At 70.9% G+C, this 14,073-nt stretch carries 14 protein-coding genes; 8 read left to right on the forward strand and 6 right to left on the reverse strand.

Going from position 1 to position 14,073, the window contains the following annotated elements; all coding sequences use genetic code 11:
* The first annotated feature begins 65 nt into the window (after window positions 1-65).
* Window positions 66-725, forward strand: coding sequence for a polyhydroxyalkanoate synthesis regulator DNA-binding domain-containing protein (locus G4D86_RS19160; protein ID WP_163995413.1), 660 nt, complete (start codon window positions 66-68; stop codon window positions 723-725).
* 38 nt (window positions 726-763) lie between these two features.
* On the opposite strand, the gene G4D86_RS19165 is transcribed toward G4D86_RS19160, so the two are convergent.
* The gene (locus G4D86_RS19165; RefSeq protein WP_163995414.1) at window positions 764-1,567 is read right to left on the reverse strand and encodes a ParA family protein; all 804 of its coding nucleotides are present in this window, start codon (window positions 1,565-1,567) and stop codon (window positions 764-766) included.
* 14 nt (window positions 1,568-1,581) lie between these two features.
* On the reverse strand, window positions 1,582-1,890 hold the full coding sequence (locus G4D86_RS19170; protein WP_163995415.1) for a hypothetical protein: 309 nt from the start codon (window positions 1,888-1,890) through the stop codon (window positions 1,582-1,584).
* A 165-nt stretch (window positions 1,891-2,055) separates the two neighbouring features.
* Here G4D86_RS19170 and G4D86_RS19175 point away from each other — a divergent pair, with 165 nt between their 5' ends.
* The 4 genes from G4D86_RS19175 (at window position 2,056) to G4D86_RS19190 (ending at window position 6,691) form a co-directional block, all read left to right on the forward strand.
* Entirely contained in the window at window positions 2,056-2,970 is a 915-nt protein-coding gene (locus G4D86_RS19175; protein WP_163995416.1) for an ArsA family ATPase, read from the forward strand.
* Entirely contained in the window at window positions 2,967-4,082 is a 1,116-nt protein-coding gene (locus G4D86_RS19180; protein WP_163995417.1) for an ArsA family ATPase, read from the forward strand. The genes G4D86_RS19175 and G4D86_RS19180 overlap by 4 nt, the downstream gene beginning before the upstream one ends.
* 212 nt (window positions 4,083-4,294) lie before the next feature.
* Window positions 4,295-5,437 carry a tetratricopeptide repeat protein gene (locus G4D86_RS19185; protein WP_163995418.1) on the forward strand — a complete coding sequence of 381 codons (1,143 nt, stop codon included), beginning with the start codon at window positions 4,295-4,297 and terminating at the stop codon, window positions 5,435-5,437.
* A 54-nt stretch (window positions 5,438-5,491) separates the two neighbouring features.
* The gene (locus tag G4D86_RS19190) at window positions 5,492-6,691 is read left to right on the forward strand and encodes a M48 family metalloprotease (protein ID WP_163995419.1); all 1,200 of its coding nucleotides are present in this window, start codon (window positions 5,492-5,494) and stop codon (window positions 6,689-6,691) included.
* A 135-nt stretch (window positions 6,692-6,826) separates the two neighbouring features.
* Here the strand turns inward: G4D86_RS19190 and G4D86_RS19195 are convergent, their stop codons facing one another.
* Together G4D86_RS19195 and G4D86_RS19200 are read right to left on the reverse strand one after the other, a co-directional pair.
* Entirely contained in the window at window positions 6,827-7,348 is a 522-nt protein-coding gene (locus G4D86_RS19195) for a tetratricopeptide repeat protein (protein WP_163995420.1), read from the reverse strand.
* 6 nt (window positions 7,349-7,354) lie between these two features.
* A complete protein-coding gene (locus G4D86_RS19200; protein ID WP_163995421.1) occupies window positions 7,355-8,818 on the reverse strand; it encodes a hypothetical protein in 1,464 nt (487 codons plus the stop codon).
* 190 nt (window positions 8,819-9,008) lie between these two features.
* On the opposite strand from G4D86_RS19200, the gene ruvX reads away from it, so the two are divergent.
* Window positions 9,009-9,467 carry a Holliday junction resolvase RuvX gene (ruvX, locus tag G4D86_RS19205; protein WP_163995422.1) on the forward strand — a complete coding sequence of 153 codons (459 nt, stop codon included), beginning with the start codon at window positions 9,009-9,011 and terminating at the stop codon, window positions 9,465-9,467.
* A 13-nt stretch (window positions 9,468-9,480) separates the two neighbouring features.
* Here ruvX and G4D86_RS19210 read toward each other — a convergent pair whose 3' ends face one another.
* Window positions 9,481-11,064: an ArnT family glycosyltransferase gene (locus G4D86_RS19210; RefSeq protein ID WP_205519635.1), complete on the reverse strand. Its 1,584-nt coding sequence runs from the start codon at window positions 11,062-11,064 to the stop codon at window positions 9,481-9,483.
* A 195-nt stretch (window positions 11,065-11,259) separates the two neighbouring features.
* Window positions 11,260-12,207 (reverse strand): hypothetical protein, encoded by a 948-nt coding sequence (locus tag G4D86_RS19215; RefSeq protein WP_163995424.1) that lies wholly within the window; start codon window positions 12,205-12,207, stop codon window positions 11,260-11,262.
* 125 nt (window positions 12,208-12,332) lie between these two features.
* Between G4D86_RS19215 and G4D86_RS19220 the strand changes: the two genes are divergently transcribed.
* Both G4D86_RS19220 and G4D86_RS19225 read left to right on the forward strand, forming a co-directional pair.
* Complete coding sequence (locus G4D86_RS19220) at window positions 12,333-13,103, forward strand: ABC transporter ATP-binding protein (protein WP_163995425.1); 771 nt, start codon at window positions 12,333-12,335, stop codon at window positions 13,101-13,103.
* On the forward strand, window positions 13,100-13,897 hold the full coding sequence (locus G4D86_RS19225) for an ABC transporter permease (protein ID WP_163995426.1): 798 nt from the start codon (window positions 13,100-13,102) through the stop codon (window positions 13,895-13,897). Before G4D86_RS19220 ends, G4D86_RS19225 begins: the two co-directional genes overlap by 4 nt.
* The last annotated feature ends 176 nt before the right edge of the window (window positions 13,898-14,073 follow it).

A 14,073-nucleotide genomic window follows, 5' to 3' on the forward strand; every position in this document is an offset into this window, starting at 1 on the left:
CGCCCCTGCGAGACTCAGGCGGGGCACGTGGCTTGGAGTCGAGCCCAAAAGGGGCGGAGAGACACATGAGCGAGGCCGAGCAAGCAGGCGCTCCGAGCAAGGAGCCCAAGATCATCAAGCGGTACACGAACCGGAAACTCTACGACACCGTGGAGAGCCGGTACGTCACCCTGGATGAGATCGCCGCGATGATCAAGGAGGGCACCGAGGTACGGATTGTCGACAATCGTACCAAGGAGGACCTGACCTCGGTCACGCTCGCGCAGATCATCTTCGAGGAGGAGAAGAAGAAGAACCAGATGCCGCTGTCGGTGCTGCGGGAGATCATCCGCCACCCCGGCGAGTCCATCTCCGGCTTCATCCAGAAGGAAGTCACGCCGCGCGTGGCCTCCATCCGTGAAGAGGCCGAGTCCCGCCTCGACAAGCTCCTGCGCCGCGACGAGACCACCGGCAAGACGGACGCCCCCGCCGCCGAGGAGCCCGCCGCCGCAGCCGCCGCCCCCGACACCGCGGGCGCCGCCGGCCTCAACCCCGCCGACCTGCTCAAGGCCAGCCAGCGCGCCTTCGAGGACTGGCAGCGGAAGATCGACGAGCGCGTGAAGCACGTCGTCGAGAACCTCACCGGCAACCTCCCCGCCCTGGGCCGCGACATGGCGTCGCTCACCCAGCGTCTGGAGGAGCTGGAGAAGAAGCTCGAGCAGGTCGAGCAGCAGAAGAAGCAGTAGCCGTCCCCAGGGGCGTGAGCCGCTTTCGCGGCCGCGCCCTACGCCACCTTCGGCGTCCGCCCCTTCTTCCGGGGGGCGGGCCCGCCGTGGAGCTCGGCTGCGATGGCCGCGAGCATGCGGGCCCCCCGGCTCTTCGGCGCGTACTCCCAGATGGTCTTCCCGTGGCTCTGGGCCTCGTCCACCTTGACGTCGTAGCCCAGCGGCGTGGCCGCCAGCGCGTCCGGGAAGTAGGCCTTCAGCCGCTCCAGGATGGCCGTGGCCAGCGCCGTCTTCCGGTACAGCGTGGGCACCACCTTGGTGACGCGCAGCTCGGGCCTCCCCTCCGCCTCGCCCACCTGCCGCACGGTGTCCGCCACCTCCGCGCAGCCGTCCAGCGCCAGGTACGTCAGCGCCACCGGCACCACCACCTCCGTGGAGGCCACCAGGATGTTGCGCGTGGTGAGCCCCATGGACGGCGGCGCGTCGAAGACGATGGCGTCGTAGCCGGCGTCCTCCGCCGCGCGCAGCCGGTCCGCCAGCCGGTGCGCCCGGCGCGCGTCCCCGGCCACCACCACCGGGAAGTCCGCCATCTCCTTGTACGCGGGCAGCACGTCCAGGCCCTCCACCGCCGAGCGCTGAACCACGTCCCCGAGTCGCACCGCCTCGTCCGTCAGCAGATGGAAGACGTTGCGCGGCAGCGTGCGCACGTCCACGCCCAGCACCTTGCCCGCGTGGCCCTGCGTGTCCAGGTCCACCAGCAGCACGCGCAGGCCCTTCTCTCGCGCGAGCCACGCGGCGGTGTTCACCGCCAGCGTCGTCTTGCAGGTGCCGCCCTTCTCGTTGATGAAGGCGATGCGCCGCATGGCCTTGGGCGCGACTACTTCTTCGAGGAGGACTTCGCCGCCACCAGCGTGTCCACCTTGCCCTCGACCGAGGCCAGCATCCGCTCCAGGTCGTCCACCTTCGAGCGCAGCTGCTCCAGGTCCGCCGTGGACGGCAGGTTCATGGCCGACAGCGCCGTGCGCAGCGTGCTGTCCAGCGTGCCCTTCGCGGCCAGCGAGCGGGCCACCAGCGTCTGCACCGTCGCCACGAACTTCTCGTTCGAGAGCAGCTGCTGCGCCAGCTTGCCAATCCGCTCCTCGCCCGTCTCCACCAGCTTCTTCATCACCGGGTTGTTCTTGAGCATGGGAAGCGCGTCCTCGCGCGCGAGGCCTGCACGGCCTTCAGGAAGTCAGGAAAAAGACGCCGCACTCTGCGAGTTGCCAACGCGACGTGTCAAGCAGCGCAACAGAACGCGGCCAAACGCGTTGACTCCTGGAGACACGATTCCTACGGTTCGCCGCTCTCTTTTATGGCCGGACTACTCGACAAGCGTCTGTGGATCGTCTCCGGCAAGGGCGGAGTCGGCAAGAGCACCATTGCCGCGGCCCTCGCCCTGGCCTCCGCGCGCGCGGGGCGCAAGACGCTGGTGTGCGAGGTGAATACGCAGGAGCGCGTCAGCCGCTTCCTCGAGCGCCCGGCAGCCGGCCCGGAAGTCACGCTGCTGGAGGACAACCTCTGGGCGGTGGACGTGCGCCCCCAGGAGGCCATGCGCGAGTACGGCCTCATGGTGCTGCGCTTCGAGGCCCTCTACAAAACCGTCTTCGAGAACCGGCTGGTGCGCTACTTCCTGCGCTTCATCCCTTCCCTGCAGGAGCTCGTGCTGCTGGGGAAGATCATGTTCCACCTGCAGGAGAAGGGGCCGGACGGCCGCCCGCGCTTCGACACCATCGTCATGGACGCGCCGGCCACGGGGCACGCCATCTCCTTCCTCAGCGTGCCGCAGGTGCTGGTGCAGACGGTGCCCCCGGGGCCCATGTCCCGCGAGGCGCAGAAGATGAGGGATTTGCTGGTGGACCCGGCGGTGACGGCGATGGTGCTGGTGGCGCTGCCGGAGGAGATGCCGGTGAACGAGGCGCTGGAGCTGCACGCGGCGCTGCGTGACAAGGTGAACATCCGCACGCACTCGGCGGTGCTCAACCAGGCCTTCCCGGAGCGCTTCACGGAGGCGGACCTGGAGGCGCTGCTCGGTCACCCGGAGCTGCACGCGGTGGCCAAGGCGCACCATGACCGGGCGGCGCAGGCGGTGCTCGCGGGGACGAAGCTGGAGCGCAACCTGCACGCTCCGCTCTTCACGGTGCCGCGGCTCTTCACACCCGAGTTCGGACGCGATGCGATTGAACAGGTCATGGGGCATCTCGAACCGATGGTGACGGGGGAGACGTGAGCACGACGGCCCTGGCGTCCGCGCTCGCGGGCAAGCGCGTCCTCATCTGCGTGGGTTCGGGAGGCGTGGGAAAGACGACGGCGGCGGCCTCGCTGGCCCTGCGCGCCGCGGTGGACGGGCGCACCAGCCTGGTGTGCACCATCGACCCGGCGAAGCGGCTGGCCAACTCGCTGGGCCTCACCGGACTGGGCAACACGGAGACGCAGGTGCCCGCCACCGCGTTGGAGCCGCTCGGCATCAAGGCCCGCGCACCGCTCTACGCGATGATGCTGGACATGAAGCAGACGTGGGACGACCTGATTACCCGCGTCGCCCCGCCGGACCAGCGCGAGCGCATCCTCTCCAACCGCTTCTACCAGTCGCTCTCCACGGCCCTGGCGGGCAGCCAGGAGTACATCTCCATGGAGAAGCTGTGGGAGCTGCGCCGCCGCAACTCCCACGAGCTCATCGTCCTGGACACGCCGCCCACCGCGCACGCGCTGGACTTCCTGGACGCGCCCAACCGGGTGCTGGACTTCCTGGACAACGAAGCCGCCAAGTGGCTGCTCGCCCCCGCGCTGAAGGCGGGCAAGCTGGGCATGTCGCTGTTCAACCGCAGCGGCTACGTCATGCGGGCGCTGGCGAAGTTCACCGGCACGGAGATGCTGCAGGAGCTGTCCAACTTCATGCTCGCCATCTCCTCCATGAACGAGGGCTTCCGCGAGCGGGCCCGCGGCGTGAGGGAGTTGCTGGAGGACCCGAGCACCGGCTTCGTGCTGGTGACGAGCCCCCACCCCGAGCGCATGGACGAGGCCATCCACTTCCACACGCTGCTGAAGCAGCACCGGATGGGCGTGGTGGCGCTGGTGGTCAACCGCGTGCACCCCATGCCCCCGGAGGCGCTGTGGGAGGACGCGGCCACGCTGACGCCCACCCGCCGCGCCAAGGTGGAGGAGACGCTGCGCGAGCTCCAGGTCCTGGCCGAGCAGGACGGGGCTGGCATCACCCAGCTCCAGGCTGCCTGCCCGGGCGTCCCCATCATCCAGGTGCCCCGCTTCGAAATGGACGTGCACGACATCACCGCCCTCTGGCGCACCAGTCGCTACCTGCTGGGTGACGAGTCGCTTTCCTGACGGAAGCGGCCTGCCCGGAGCCCGGTTCGGCCTCGGTGCCCTTCCCGTCCGGAGGGCAGGCGACCGGGGAGGCGCGGGCGGCGGGGGCGCATTAAGCTGGGCGCGCCCACCGCGGGTGGTGGGAACTCCCCGGGCCTCCGCGATGTCGGGGAGTAGGGCCGGTCCTCCGGCCCAGGAGGACGCACTTCGTGATTGGCAGAGAGCGGGCGCACATGTCGGTCAGTCGGTGGTGGTGGCTCGCGGCGCTGGGGCTGGCGGTGTCCGGGTGCCGGACGACGGGTTCCGCGGCGCGGGCCGACGGGCAGGAGACTCCGCCCAGGCAGGAGCTCCAGTTCGACGCGGTGACGGTGACGGCGGACCTGGAGCTGGACAAGCTCAACGACGAGGAGCTCTTCGCGGGCGGCACCTCGGCCTTCGCGGCCAATGACTTCAAGCAGGCGGCGCGCTACTTCGGCCGGCTCGCGGACTTCCACCCGGACAGCAAGCACCGCCGCGCGGCCCTCTACAACGCGGGCCTGGCCCACCAGCGCCTCAAGGAGTGGGAGGAGGCCGGGCACCGCTTCTCCGAGCTGTCGGACCCCGCGAAGGGCACGGGCGACGCGCTCGACGCCGCCTTCCGCGTGGCGGAGACGCAGTACCACCTGGAGCGCTTCGACGACGCCGTCGCCCTGCTGGGCGTCATCGCCGAGCGGCAGGACCTCCCCCTCAACCGCCGGCTGGAGGCCCAGGTGCAGCAGGGCATCTGCCAGCTGGAGGCCGGCCGCTCCGAAGAGGCGGAGAAGACGCTGCGCAAGTCGCTCTCCACCTACGACGGCCTGGCCGACAAGGACGAGGTGGACGACTACTTCCCCGCGCAGGCGCACTTTTTCATCGGGGAAATCTACCGGCTGCACTACGACGACGTGAAGCTGGACGCCACCCGGGGCAGCGACAAGCTCGCCGAGGACCTCAACTACAAGGCGGAGCTGCTGCTCTCCGCGCAGGGCCACTACCTGCGCTCCATCCGCGTGGGCAACGGCTACTGGGCCACCGCCGCGGGCGCGCAGATTGGCGCCCTCTACGAGAATCTCTACGAGCACATGGTGAACTCGCCCGCGCCCGCCGAGCTCGACGCCAGCGAGGCCCAGGTCTACCGCCAGGAGCTGCGGAAGAAGATTCGCGTGCTGCTCACCAAGTCCATCAACATCTACGAGCGCACCCTGGAGACGGCCGAGCGCATCGGCTCGCAGAGCACCTTCGTGGACCGCACCCGCGAGAGCCTCGCCAAGGTGAAGGCCCTGCTGCTGGCGGACGCGGAAGCCGAGCCCGACTCCACGTCCACGCCGCCCTCGGCGGACGCCGAGCCTCACTCGTGAGTCCCGGCCCCGGCTGGGCAGCCGGGGCCCGTGCGGCGTAGCCTGGGGCGCCCCATGGAGCCCCTCTTCACCGCCGAGCAGCTCGCGGAGATTCACGCCTACCACCTGCCCTACTACATCCGGGCCGCGGTGGACCCCTTCGCGCGGCTGGCCCTGCAGGCGCTGCTGCTCGGGGTGCTCGTCCAGCCCCTGTACCGCGCGGCCCGCGCATCCTCCGCCGGGCTGGAGCGACGACTTGGGGTGCTGCGCACGGCCCCCGTCAGCCGCGCCTTCTTCCGCGCCATGGACCGGCTGTGGGGAGAGGCAGGCTGGGGCACCGCGGTGCTCTTCGCGCTCTTCATCGACCTGTTCGTCAAGCTCGTCTACCTGCCTGTGGACGTCTGGTTCACGTACACGCTCGAACACCGCCACGGCCTGTCCAACTACACGCCGGGCTCCTATGCGTGGGATTTGCTCAAGGGCCACCTGCTGGTGGCGTTCTGCCTCGCCGCGCTCGTCATCGGCATGTATGGGCTTGCCCGTCGCTTGCGTCACTGGTGGCTGGTGCTGGGCGTGCCCGTGGCCCTGCTCATGCTCGTGTCGTCGGCCCTGGACCCGTACCGCGACCTGCTCTACTTCAAGCAGAAGCCGCTGCCCGCAGGCTCCCTGCGCGAGCACATGACGGCGCTGATGGCGCGGGCCGACATTCCCTTCTCCGACGTGCTGGTGGCGGAGACCTCGGTCGCCTCGCGCCGCGTCCAGGCCTGGTTCGCCGGCCAGGGCCCCACGCGCGCCATCGTCCTCAACGACGTCATCCTCAAGGAACTCTCCGAGGATGAAGTCCTCGCCGCCGTGGCCCACGAGGCCGGCCACGTCCAGGAGCCGAAGTGGCCCGGCCGCATCACCGCCTCGTGTGCGCTGATTGCCCTGCTCTTCGCCATCGACCGCATCCTGCGGCTGTCCGCCCGCCGGGGCTGGTTCGGCACCACCCGCTTCGCGGACATCCGCACCCTGCCGCTCATCTCCCTGCTCGTCATCGTCGTCATCCTGCTGGGCAACCCCATCTCGGCCGCCTTCTCGCGCGAGCGCGAGCGCGAGGCGGACCGCTACGCCCTGCGCCTTACCGGTGACGCGGAGTCCTTCCGCCGCATGCTCGTGAAGGCCGCCCGGGTGAACAAGATGGACCCCGAGCCGCCCCGCTGGGTCGTCCTCAAGGGCATGAGCCACCCACCCATCGGCGAGCGGCTCGCCGATCTTCCTCCGCCAACGCCGTAGCGCCGCGCTCCCTCGAAAAAGCGGCCGGCAGGTGGACTCCCCGCGACTCCCGCCCTCACCCCTCGCGAGTCCACCCGCCGACAGCCGCCGCCGGTCCGCTCCCCGACGTCCCGGCGGCCCCTCGTCACACCCGCCCTACGGCTGCGAGTCCTCCTTCAGCTTCTCCACCGCCACCAGGGCGATGGCCTTCACCAGCGCCCGCGCCCGCCGTCCCGCCGCCGTCTCTCCGTGCGGGTCCGCGTCCACCGCGTTGGCCAGGTCCGTGAAGCCCTGCCGGTCTCCCTTGCGTAGGTAGAGCTCGCCGCGATTCGCCAGGGCCACCGGGTTGCCCGGCTCCTTCGCCAGCGCGGCGCTGTACTCGGAGATGGCCTCCTCCAGCCGACCGAGCTTCTGGTACACGGTGCCCAGCGCCGCTCGCGCCGCCGTGTCCTTCGGGTTTCCCTCCACCAGCCCCTCGAAGAGGATGCGCGCCTCCTCCAGCCGGCCGGCGGCCGCCAGGTCGCAGCCCACCTGCGCAATGGCCTTCGCCTCCTCGAAGGTCATCCCCTCCACCTCCGCCCACGTCGACTCTCCGCGGGCGAACGCCTTCAGTCGCCGCACCGCTCCGCTCTCCATCTGCATGGCCGTTGCTCCCTCGTGCTTGATGACGCGTCCCATGGCGGCTCACGCGCTCCGCAGGTTGGAGATGGCCGTCTTCGCCATCTCGTGGAACTTCGAGGACATGTTGCTCATCAGCTCGAACATGGCCTTGCGCTTCTCCATCAGCTTCTGAAGGCGCAGCTCCAGCTCCTGCATGCTGCTGTCGATCTTCGCGGCCTTCTGCTTGTCCGCGTCGCTGGTGCCGAGCGTGGCCCGCTGGTCGCGCTGGTCCGCCATGTCGTTCAGCACGCCGAGGAGCTCATCGTCCGTGTTCTCCGCGATGGACATGAGGATGGCTTGAATCTTGTCCTCCACGCTCATGTTCGGGTTGTCGAGGATGCTCTTCACGCTCGAGCCACCGCTGCCCACCGGCTTGCCCCCGCCCGTGGTGGACGGCGTTCCCGAGGAGCCCTGCACCGCGCCCGCCTGCCGCAGCGCCGCCGTCACGTCCGGCCGCCCCACGATTCCGTCGCGCCCGCCCACGCCGTTCGCCATCTCCAGCCGGTCGTAGTACTCGGGGTGGTCCTTGAAGAACTGCGCGGCGCGCTTCAGCGTCGACGAGGCCGCCGGGCTGTTCAGGATGGCGGCCAGGTTGTCGCGCGTCAGCACGTTGTCCTTCGCACCCACCGCCGCATCGAACGTGTCCCAGTTCGCGTTCAGCACCGACAGCGCGTCGCGGTACTCGGCGAAGTCCGGGTCCAGCCCGCTTCCCGACGAGCCGGTCGTCGGCGTGGTGGAGGGAGTGTCACACGCGGGCGAAGGCCCCGAGCCGGTCGTGGGCGAAGGCCCCGAGCCCGTCGTGGGTGTCGGCCCCGTGCCGGGAGTACCACCGCCGCCGGGCACGCCGCGGCCCGGGCGCTCGGGACGGCCGTACCGGGAGAACTCGCCTTCCACCCGCTTGAGCTCGCTGCTCAGGTCCTTGAGGTTGAAGCGGTCATTGGTCAGCAGGCCCATCACGCCGAGGTTGAGCAGCTTGTTCCCGTTATCGAGCCGCTCGAACAGCGCCTTGTTCTCCAGCATGAAGCGGGCCGCGTTGCGCAGCTGCGGCGACAGGCTCGCGTCGCTGGAGACGCGCTCCAGGTCCTTCTTCGACAGCGAGCCGTCCTTCTTCCCATCCAGGTAGTCGAGCTGTGCGAAGTTCGCCTCCAGCACCCGCAGCGAGTCCGCGTAGTCCAGCATCTTCGGGTCCAGCGGACTCGTGCCCGAAGGCAGCACGGGCGAGGAGGACGCATAGCCCTCGCCCACCCTGGCGTCCCCACCCGAGGGCGGGCGGTACTCCGTCTTCGCGGCCGGGTTCTGGGACAGCTCCTTCGCCACGCCCATGGCGCCGCTGGCCACCATCATGACGTTGCCCGTCGCAACCCCCGTGGCGGCCTTGATGGAGTTGGTGATGAGCGGTGGCAGTCCCAGCGCGTTGCCGGCGAGGTCCACCGCGGCGGACATGGGGCCGGCCAGCAGGTTGGCCGCACCTTTGAGGAAGTCGAGCATGAGCCCTCTGGCGCGGCGGGGTTGGATGGACGCCGCGCAGTCACTGTCCGGTTTGCAGCGCCGGTGCCGCCCGCCGTCCCGCCCGTCCCCCAGCGAAATCCACGGGTTGGCCCGGCCACCGTCCAAAGCGCGTCCCCGCACGCGGACGGGGCGGTCCACGGCGGGGGATTGGGGCTAGAGTCCCGCCGCCATGCGGACCATGGGCCTGGACCTGGGCACCAAGACCATCGGAGTGGCCGTCTCGGACGGACTGGGCCTGACGGCCCAGGGCGTCACCACCGTGCGGCGCACCTCACTCAAGGCGGACCTCGCCGCCCTCGCCACCCTCGCGAAGGAGCACGAGGTGAGCCGGGTGGTGCTCGGCCTGCCGTTGAACATGGATGGCAGCGAGGGCCCGCGCGCGGAGGCCTCCCGCAAGTTCGCGGACACGCTGGGCACCACCCTGGGCGTCCCCGTCGAGCTCTGGGACGAGCGGCTGTCCACCGTCGCCGCCACGCGCACCCTGCTGGAGGCGGACGTCAGCCGCGCCCGCCGCCGGGAAGTCATCGACCAGGTGGCCGCCCAGTTCATCCTCCAGGGATGGCTGGACGCCCACCGCCCGTCTGACTCCGCCTACCACGCGGACGACGACTACGACTCGGAGCCGTGAGCCGCCGCGCTGACTACGGGCGGCGCCGGTACACGTGCAGCGGCGCCGAGAAGCCGTCCTGCTCCTCGTAGGCGACGCCGTCCAGCACCAGGGAGCGGCCCTCCAGCTTCACGCCGGAATCCTTCACCAGCGTGCCCTGGTCGAAGCGGATGAGCACCTCCGGCCGGGCCTCCTGCAGACGCTTGCGGAAGGTGTCCCAACGCACGCGCGCCAGCCGCTCCTCGGGCAGCCCGGAGAAGAAGGCCAACTGCAGGTCCATGTAGCTGGGGTCGTCGTCGAGGGCCACCGCCCCACCCTTGCTGGCCACCTCCGCCTTCACGAAGTCCGCCACCTGCATCACCGCCACCGGGTTGGTGGAGGTGGGGCTCACCGGCCGCATCGAGTCTTGGAGTCGGCCTTCCGCACGGAAGGTATAGAGGCCCATGGCCACCGGCACGGCCACGGCGAGCACCGCCGTCACGCCCGCCAGCGCCTTGCGCACGCCGGCGCCACGGCTGCCCACCAGCGCGGCGAAGCCGAACGCCACGAACACGGGCACCACCGCGATCTGCGTCACCGTGAAGCGACCCAGCGGCACGAAGGTCAGCAGCACCACCGCGCGGAAGGTGAAGTACGCCGCCGGCACCACCGCCGCCGCCACCAGCCAGCGCGTGTCCGGGCGCGCACGCCACGCCTTCACCATGCCCCACATGCCCAGCAGCGCCACGCCGGGAGACAGGGTGAGCAGGGCAATGCCGGGCCAGAACCCGAGCTGCTGCAGGCGCCAGCCGATGGCCGCGCCCGAGCCCGCCGAGGACTGCACCCAGTTGCGATGGAACTCCTCCACCGCCTTCACCGGGAAGAACGGGTCCCCGTGCATCAGCTCGTTGCCCTGCATCCACAACAGGGGGAACGGCAGACACACCAGCCCGAAGCCCACCGCCCGCGTCACCGCCGCCACCTTGTCCTCGCTGCTGAAGCACAGCGCGAGCGTGAGCAGCGGGATGTACATCCACGCGTCGTAGCGCAGCGCACAGGCGAGGTTGAGCATCAGCCCCGCCTGGAACAGCGGCGCGAAGCGGTTCTCGTCCACGCCCTCCGCGTACAGCGCGAAGGTGGCCAGCATGAAGAAGAGCGACACCGCCTCACTGCCCGCGGTGGTCGCGAACTGCATGTGCATGCCCCAGGCGGAGAAGGCCAGCCCGCCCACCACGCCCGCGCGCCAGCCGAAGAGCCGCCGCGTCAGCGCGAACAGCGGAATCACCGACAGCACGCCGAACAACAGGCTCACCGCGCGGCCCGCCACCTCGCGGTCCATCACCGACAGCGCCGCGCCCACCAGGTACATGTGCAGCGGGCCGAACTGGTAGGCCCCGTCGCCGTACGCGGTAATCACGTGCGGGTCGTTCAGCCAGCGCTCCGCCAACTCCGTGCGCACGACGGCGTCGCCGTAGAGGTTCTCGTTGACGGTGAACACCAACAGGCGCGGCACCAGCGCCGCCACCAGCATCAGCCCGATGAGGAGCCGGTTGCTCGGCTCGGGCGCGGGGGCGGGCACCGCCGAGAGATTCGGCGCGTGGGACGGCGGAACGGACAGGGGGGAGGGGGCGGTCGCCATTTCGCGCGGCAGGATACGCAGGCAGGGGCCAAAGCCAAGCCAGCGACCCCTGCTCCCCTGCTTGCAGGGCTTCCCCGGCTTCACCCACCGCGAAGCTCCGCTCTCCCAAGCACCCCGCTTTCCCTGGAGCCGCAACCATCGATTTCCGGGGGACAGTCCTCCGCGCCCGTGGTCCGGGCCCTCCACTGCCCCCTCTCACGGAGGCACCGCGACCCTCACCCGCTGCGCCAGCGGCTGCAGCCCGCCTGCCTCCAGCGTCACCCGGGTGCGCCGCACGACCTCCAGCCTCCGGCCCTCCCGAAGGCCCGGCGTCGCACGGGAGGTGAAGAGGGCCTCCATCCGCTCGGGCAGGGGCCGGCGCAGGTCGAAGCGCAGCTCCCCCTCCGCCACCGGCTCCCGCGCGCCGCCCGCCTGTCTCGAGTGGAGCTGGAACCGGAGCCGCCCATGCGGGCCGCGCAGCTCCACCAATTCGTAGGTGATGACGGACAGCACTCCGGGTCCATGGGCCCGGGCCACCGTCCAGCGCGCACCGGGTCCCACCGGCTCGTCCGGGAACTGCGGAGTCGCGAGCCAGTCCGAGGACATCCCCTCGCCCAGCAGCGCGGCCAGCTTCGGCGACGTGCCTCCTCGCAGGTCCATCCGTGCCTCGACGAGCGCACCCGTCGAGGCCAGCACCACCTCCCCTTCCCGCCCGCTCAGGCCCCGGAGCGCCTCCGCCAGTCGCAAGGCGTCCTCCACCCCATCCTCGTCCGCGGCGCGCACCTCCGGGCGCCCCACGCGCAGGCGATACCGGGCCACGCCCTCGCTGGCCCACGGGTCTGGTGGCGCCAGGCGGCCCGGGCCCCTCCTGAACCGGACACCTCCCTCCACCAGCCCCGACGCCGGAAGCGCCAGCCGGAGTGGCACCACCACCTCGGGCCCATACTCCGTGCGCAGCTCCCCGCCCGACACCGTCTCTACTTCCGACGCCAACGACAGCCGCGCCCGCTGCGCCCACCCCGGCCTGTGCGCCAGCGCCAGCGCCCTGCGCGGCTCCGCGCCTTCGTCGAGCAACGCCATGGCCACCACCTCCTCGGCGGCCACGGGCGGAAGGCTTTGCAGCAACGAGCCCAGCAGACATGACGCGGCAAGCAAGGCGGACACGACTCGACTCCCTGGGTTGGGTGACGGCCGGGCCCATTGCACGCCCCATGCTCACCGCCCTCCCGAGGACACCCGCGCCCCCGGGCCGTCCAGCATCAGAGACACCGTGCGGGATTTCGGCTCCAATGCCCCCGATGCCGGAGGTCGAAGTCTCTGCCCTGGAGAAGACGTACCCGCCGCCCGGCCCCTGGGCGCGCCTGCGCGGCCGCGCGGCCCCCTCCCGCCCGGCCCTGCGCGGCGTCTCCTTCCACGTGGACGCCGGCGAAGTCGTCGCGCTCATCGGCCCCAACGGCGCCGGCAAGTCCACGCTGCTGCGCATCCTCTGCGGCTTGCTGCTCCCCGACGGAGGCACCGCCCGGGTGGCCTCGCGCGACGTGGTGAAGGACAGGCCCGAGGTCCGCCGTCACGTGGGCGCCGCGCTCAGCGATGACCGGGGGCTCGCGCCGCGCCTCACCTCCCGGCAGAACCTGCGCTTCTACGCCGCGCTCTACGACGTGCCCCACCGCGAAGTGGATGCCCGCATCGACGAGCTCGCCCACACGCTGGAGGCCCGCCGCCTCCTGGACCGCGAGACGCGCACCCTCTCCAGCGGAGAGAAGGCGCGCGTGGTGCTGATGCGCACCCTGCTCCACCGCCCGCGCGTGCTGCTGCTCGACGAGGTGACGCGCTCGCTGGACCCGGGCGCCGCCCGCCGCGTGCGCAACCGCGTGCTGACGGACGCGGCCTCGCGCGGCGCCGCCGTCCTCTTCGCCAGCCATGACCTGGCCGAAGTCCAGGCCGTGGCCCACCGCGTCCTCCTGCTCGACGCCGGGCGCATCGCCGCCTCGGGCACCTTCGCGGACGTGTTGCCCACCGCGGAGGCAGTCTTCGCGTCCGCCCCCCCGGAGGACGCATGAGGCGCCTGCTCGCCTTCCTCCGGCGGGACTTCGAAATCGCCACCGCCTACCGGCTCAACGGGCTGCTCCTGGCGGCAGGCGGACTCTTCACCCTGACGCTCTTCTACTTCCTCGCCCGCACCGTGGGAGAATCCCCCACCGTGCGCGGCCGCTACGGCGCGGACTACTTCTCCTTCGCGCTCGTGGGCCTGGCCACCGCCACGCTCCTGCGCAGCCTGCAGCGCGGCTTCGGCAACGCGGTGCGCGCCGCGCAGAACGACGGCTCGCTGGAGCCCCTGCTCGCCGCGCCCCTCTCCACCTTCCACGTCATCGCGTTGATGACGGCCGGCACCGTCGCCGGCTCGCTCGTGCGCGCGTGCGGCCTGCTCGTCGCCGGCTCGCTCCTCTTCGGCGCCCGCCTCTCCGTCCACCCGCTGACCTTCGGCGTGACGCTGGTGTTGAGCGTGCTGGCATTCAGCGCGCTCGGCCTGCTGTCCGCCGCTTTCGTGCTCGTCTTCAAGCGCGGAGACCCGTTCGCCTACGCGCTCGACATGCTCAGCTATCTGTTCGCCGGTGTGCTCTATCCGGTGGACGTGCTGCCCGACGCGCTGCGCATGGCCGCCCGGCTGCTGCCCGCCACGCATGCCCTGCATGGCCTGCGCGCCGCGGCACTGGAGGGCGCCGGCATGGAGCGCCTACTACCCACCTGGGGCGCCCTGCTGGCCTTCAGCGCGGTACTCTGGCCGCTCGCCGCATGGGCGGTGCAGGCCGCACGACGACATGTGGAACGTACGGGCACGCTGCCCCACAGCTAGGTAACAGTCCGGCCTCGGCGGGCGCACGGAAATCCACTGCCCGGGCGTTCAATACCCTTCGCGCGAAGGGGGGCACCCTACCCCCGTGGGCGAGGCACCTTATAATCAAAGTGCCTTTTCACCCCGTGGAGGGGGTGCGCCTTCAGGGCGTCCATCCCCGACACGAGCGTAACGCG

Origin of the sequence: Pyxidicoccus caerfyrddinensis (assembly GCF_010894405.1) — a bacterium.
Lineage (GTDB): Bacteria > Myxococcota > Myxococcia > Myxococcales > Myxococcaceae > Myxococcus > Myxococcus caerfyrddinensis.

Excerpts from the sequence above, each read along its gene's own strand:
- G4D86_RS19160 (WP_163995413.1), top strand. The coding sequence starts at position 66 with ATGAGCGAGGCCGAGCAAGCAGGCGCTCCGAGCAAGGAGCCCAAGATC.
- G4D86_RS19165 (WP_163995414.1), bottom strand. The coding sequence starts at position 1,567 with ATGCGGCGCATCGCCTTCATCAACGAGAAGGGCGGCACCTGCAAGACG.
- G4D86_RS19170 (WP_163995415.1), bottom strand. The coding sequence starts at position 1,890 with ATGCTCAAGAACAACCCGGTGATGAAGAAGCTGGTGGAGACGGGCGAG.
- G4D86_RS19175 (WP_163995416.1), top strand. The coding sequence starts at position 2,056 with ATGGCCGGACTACTCGACAAGCGTCTGTGGATCGTCTCCGGCAAGGGC.
- G4D86_RS19185 (WP_163995418.1), top strand. The coding sequence starts at position 4,295 with ATGTCGGTCAGTCGGTGGTGGTGGCTCGCGGCGCTGGGGCTGGCGGTG.
- G4D86_RS19190 (WP_163995419.1), top strand. The coding sequence starts at position 5,492 with ATGGAGCCCCTCTTCACCGCCGAGCAGCTCGCGGAGATTCACGCCTAC.
- G4D86_RS19195 (WP_163995420.1), bottom strand. The coding sequence starts at position 7,348 with ATGGGACGCGTCATCAAGCACGAGGGAGCAACGGCCATGCAGATGGAG.
- G4D86_RS19200 (WP_163995421.1), bottom strand. The coding sequence starts at position 8,818 with ATGCTCGACTTCCTCAAAGGTGCGGCCAACCTGCTGGCCGGCCCCATG.
- ruvX (WP_163995422.1), top strand. The coding sequence starts at position 9,009 with ATGCGGACCATGGGCCTGGACCTGGGCACCAAGACCATCGGAGTGGCC.
- G4D86_RS19210 (WP_205519635.1), bottom strand. The coding sequence starts at position 11,064 with ATGGCGACCGCCCCCTCCCCCCTGTCCGTTCCGCCGTCCCACGCGCCG.
- G4D86_RS19220 (WP_163995425.1), top strand. The coding sequence starts at position 12,333 with ATGCCCCCGATGCCGGAGGTCGAAGTCTCTGCCCTGGAGAAGACGTAC.
- G4D86_RS19225 (WP_163995426.1), top strand. The coding sequence starts at position 13,100 with ATGAGGCGCCTGCTCGCCTTCCTCCGGCGGGACTTCGAAATCGCCACC.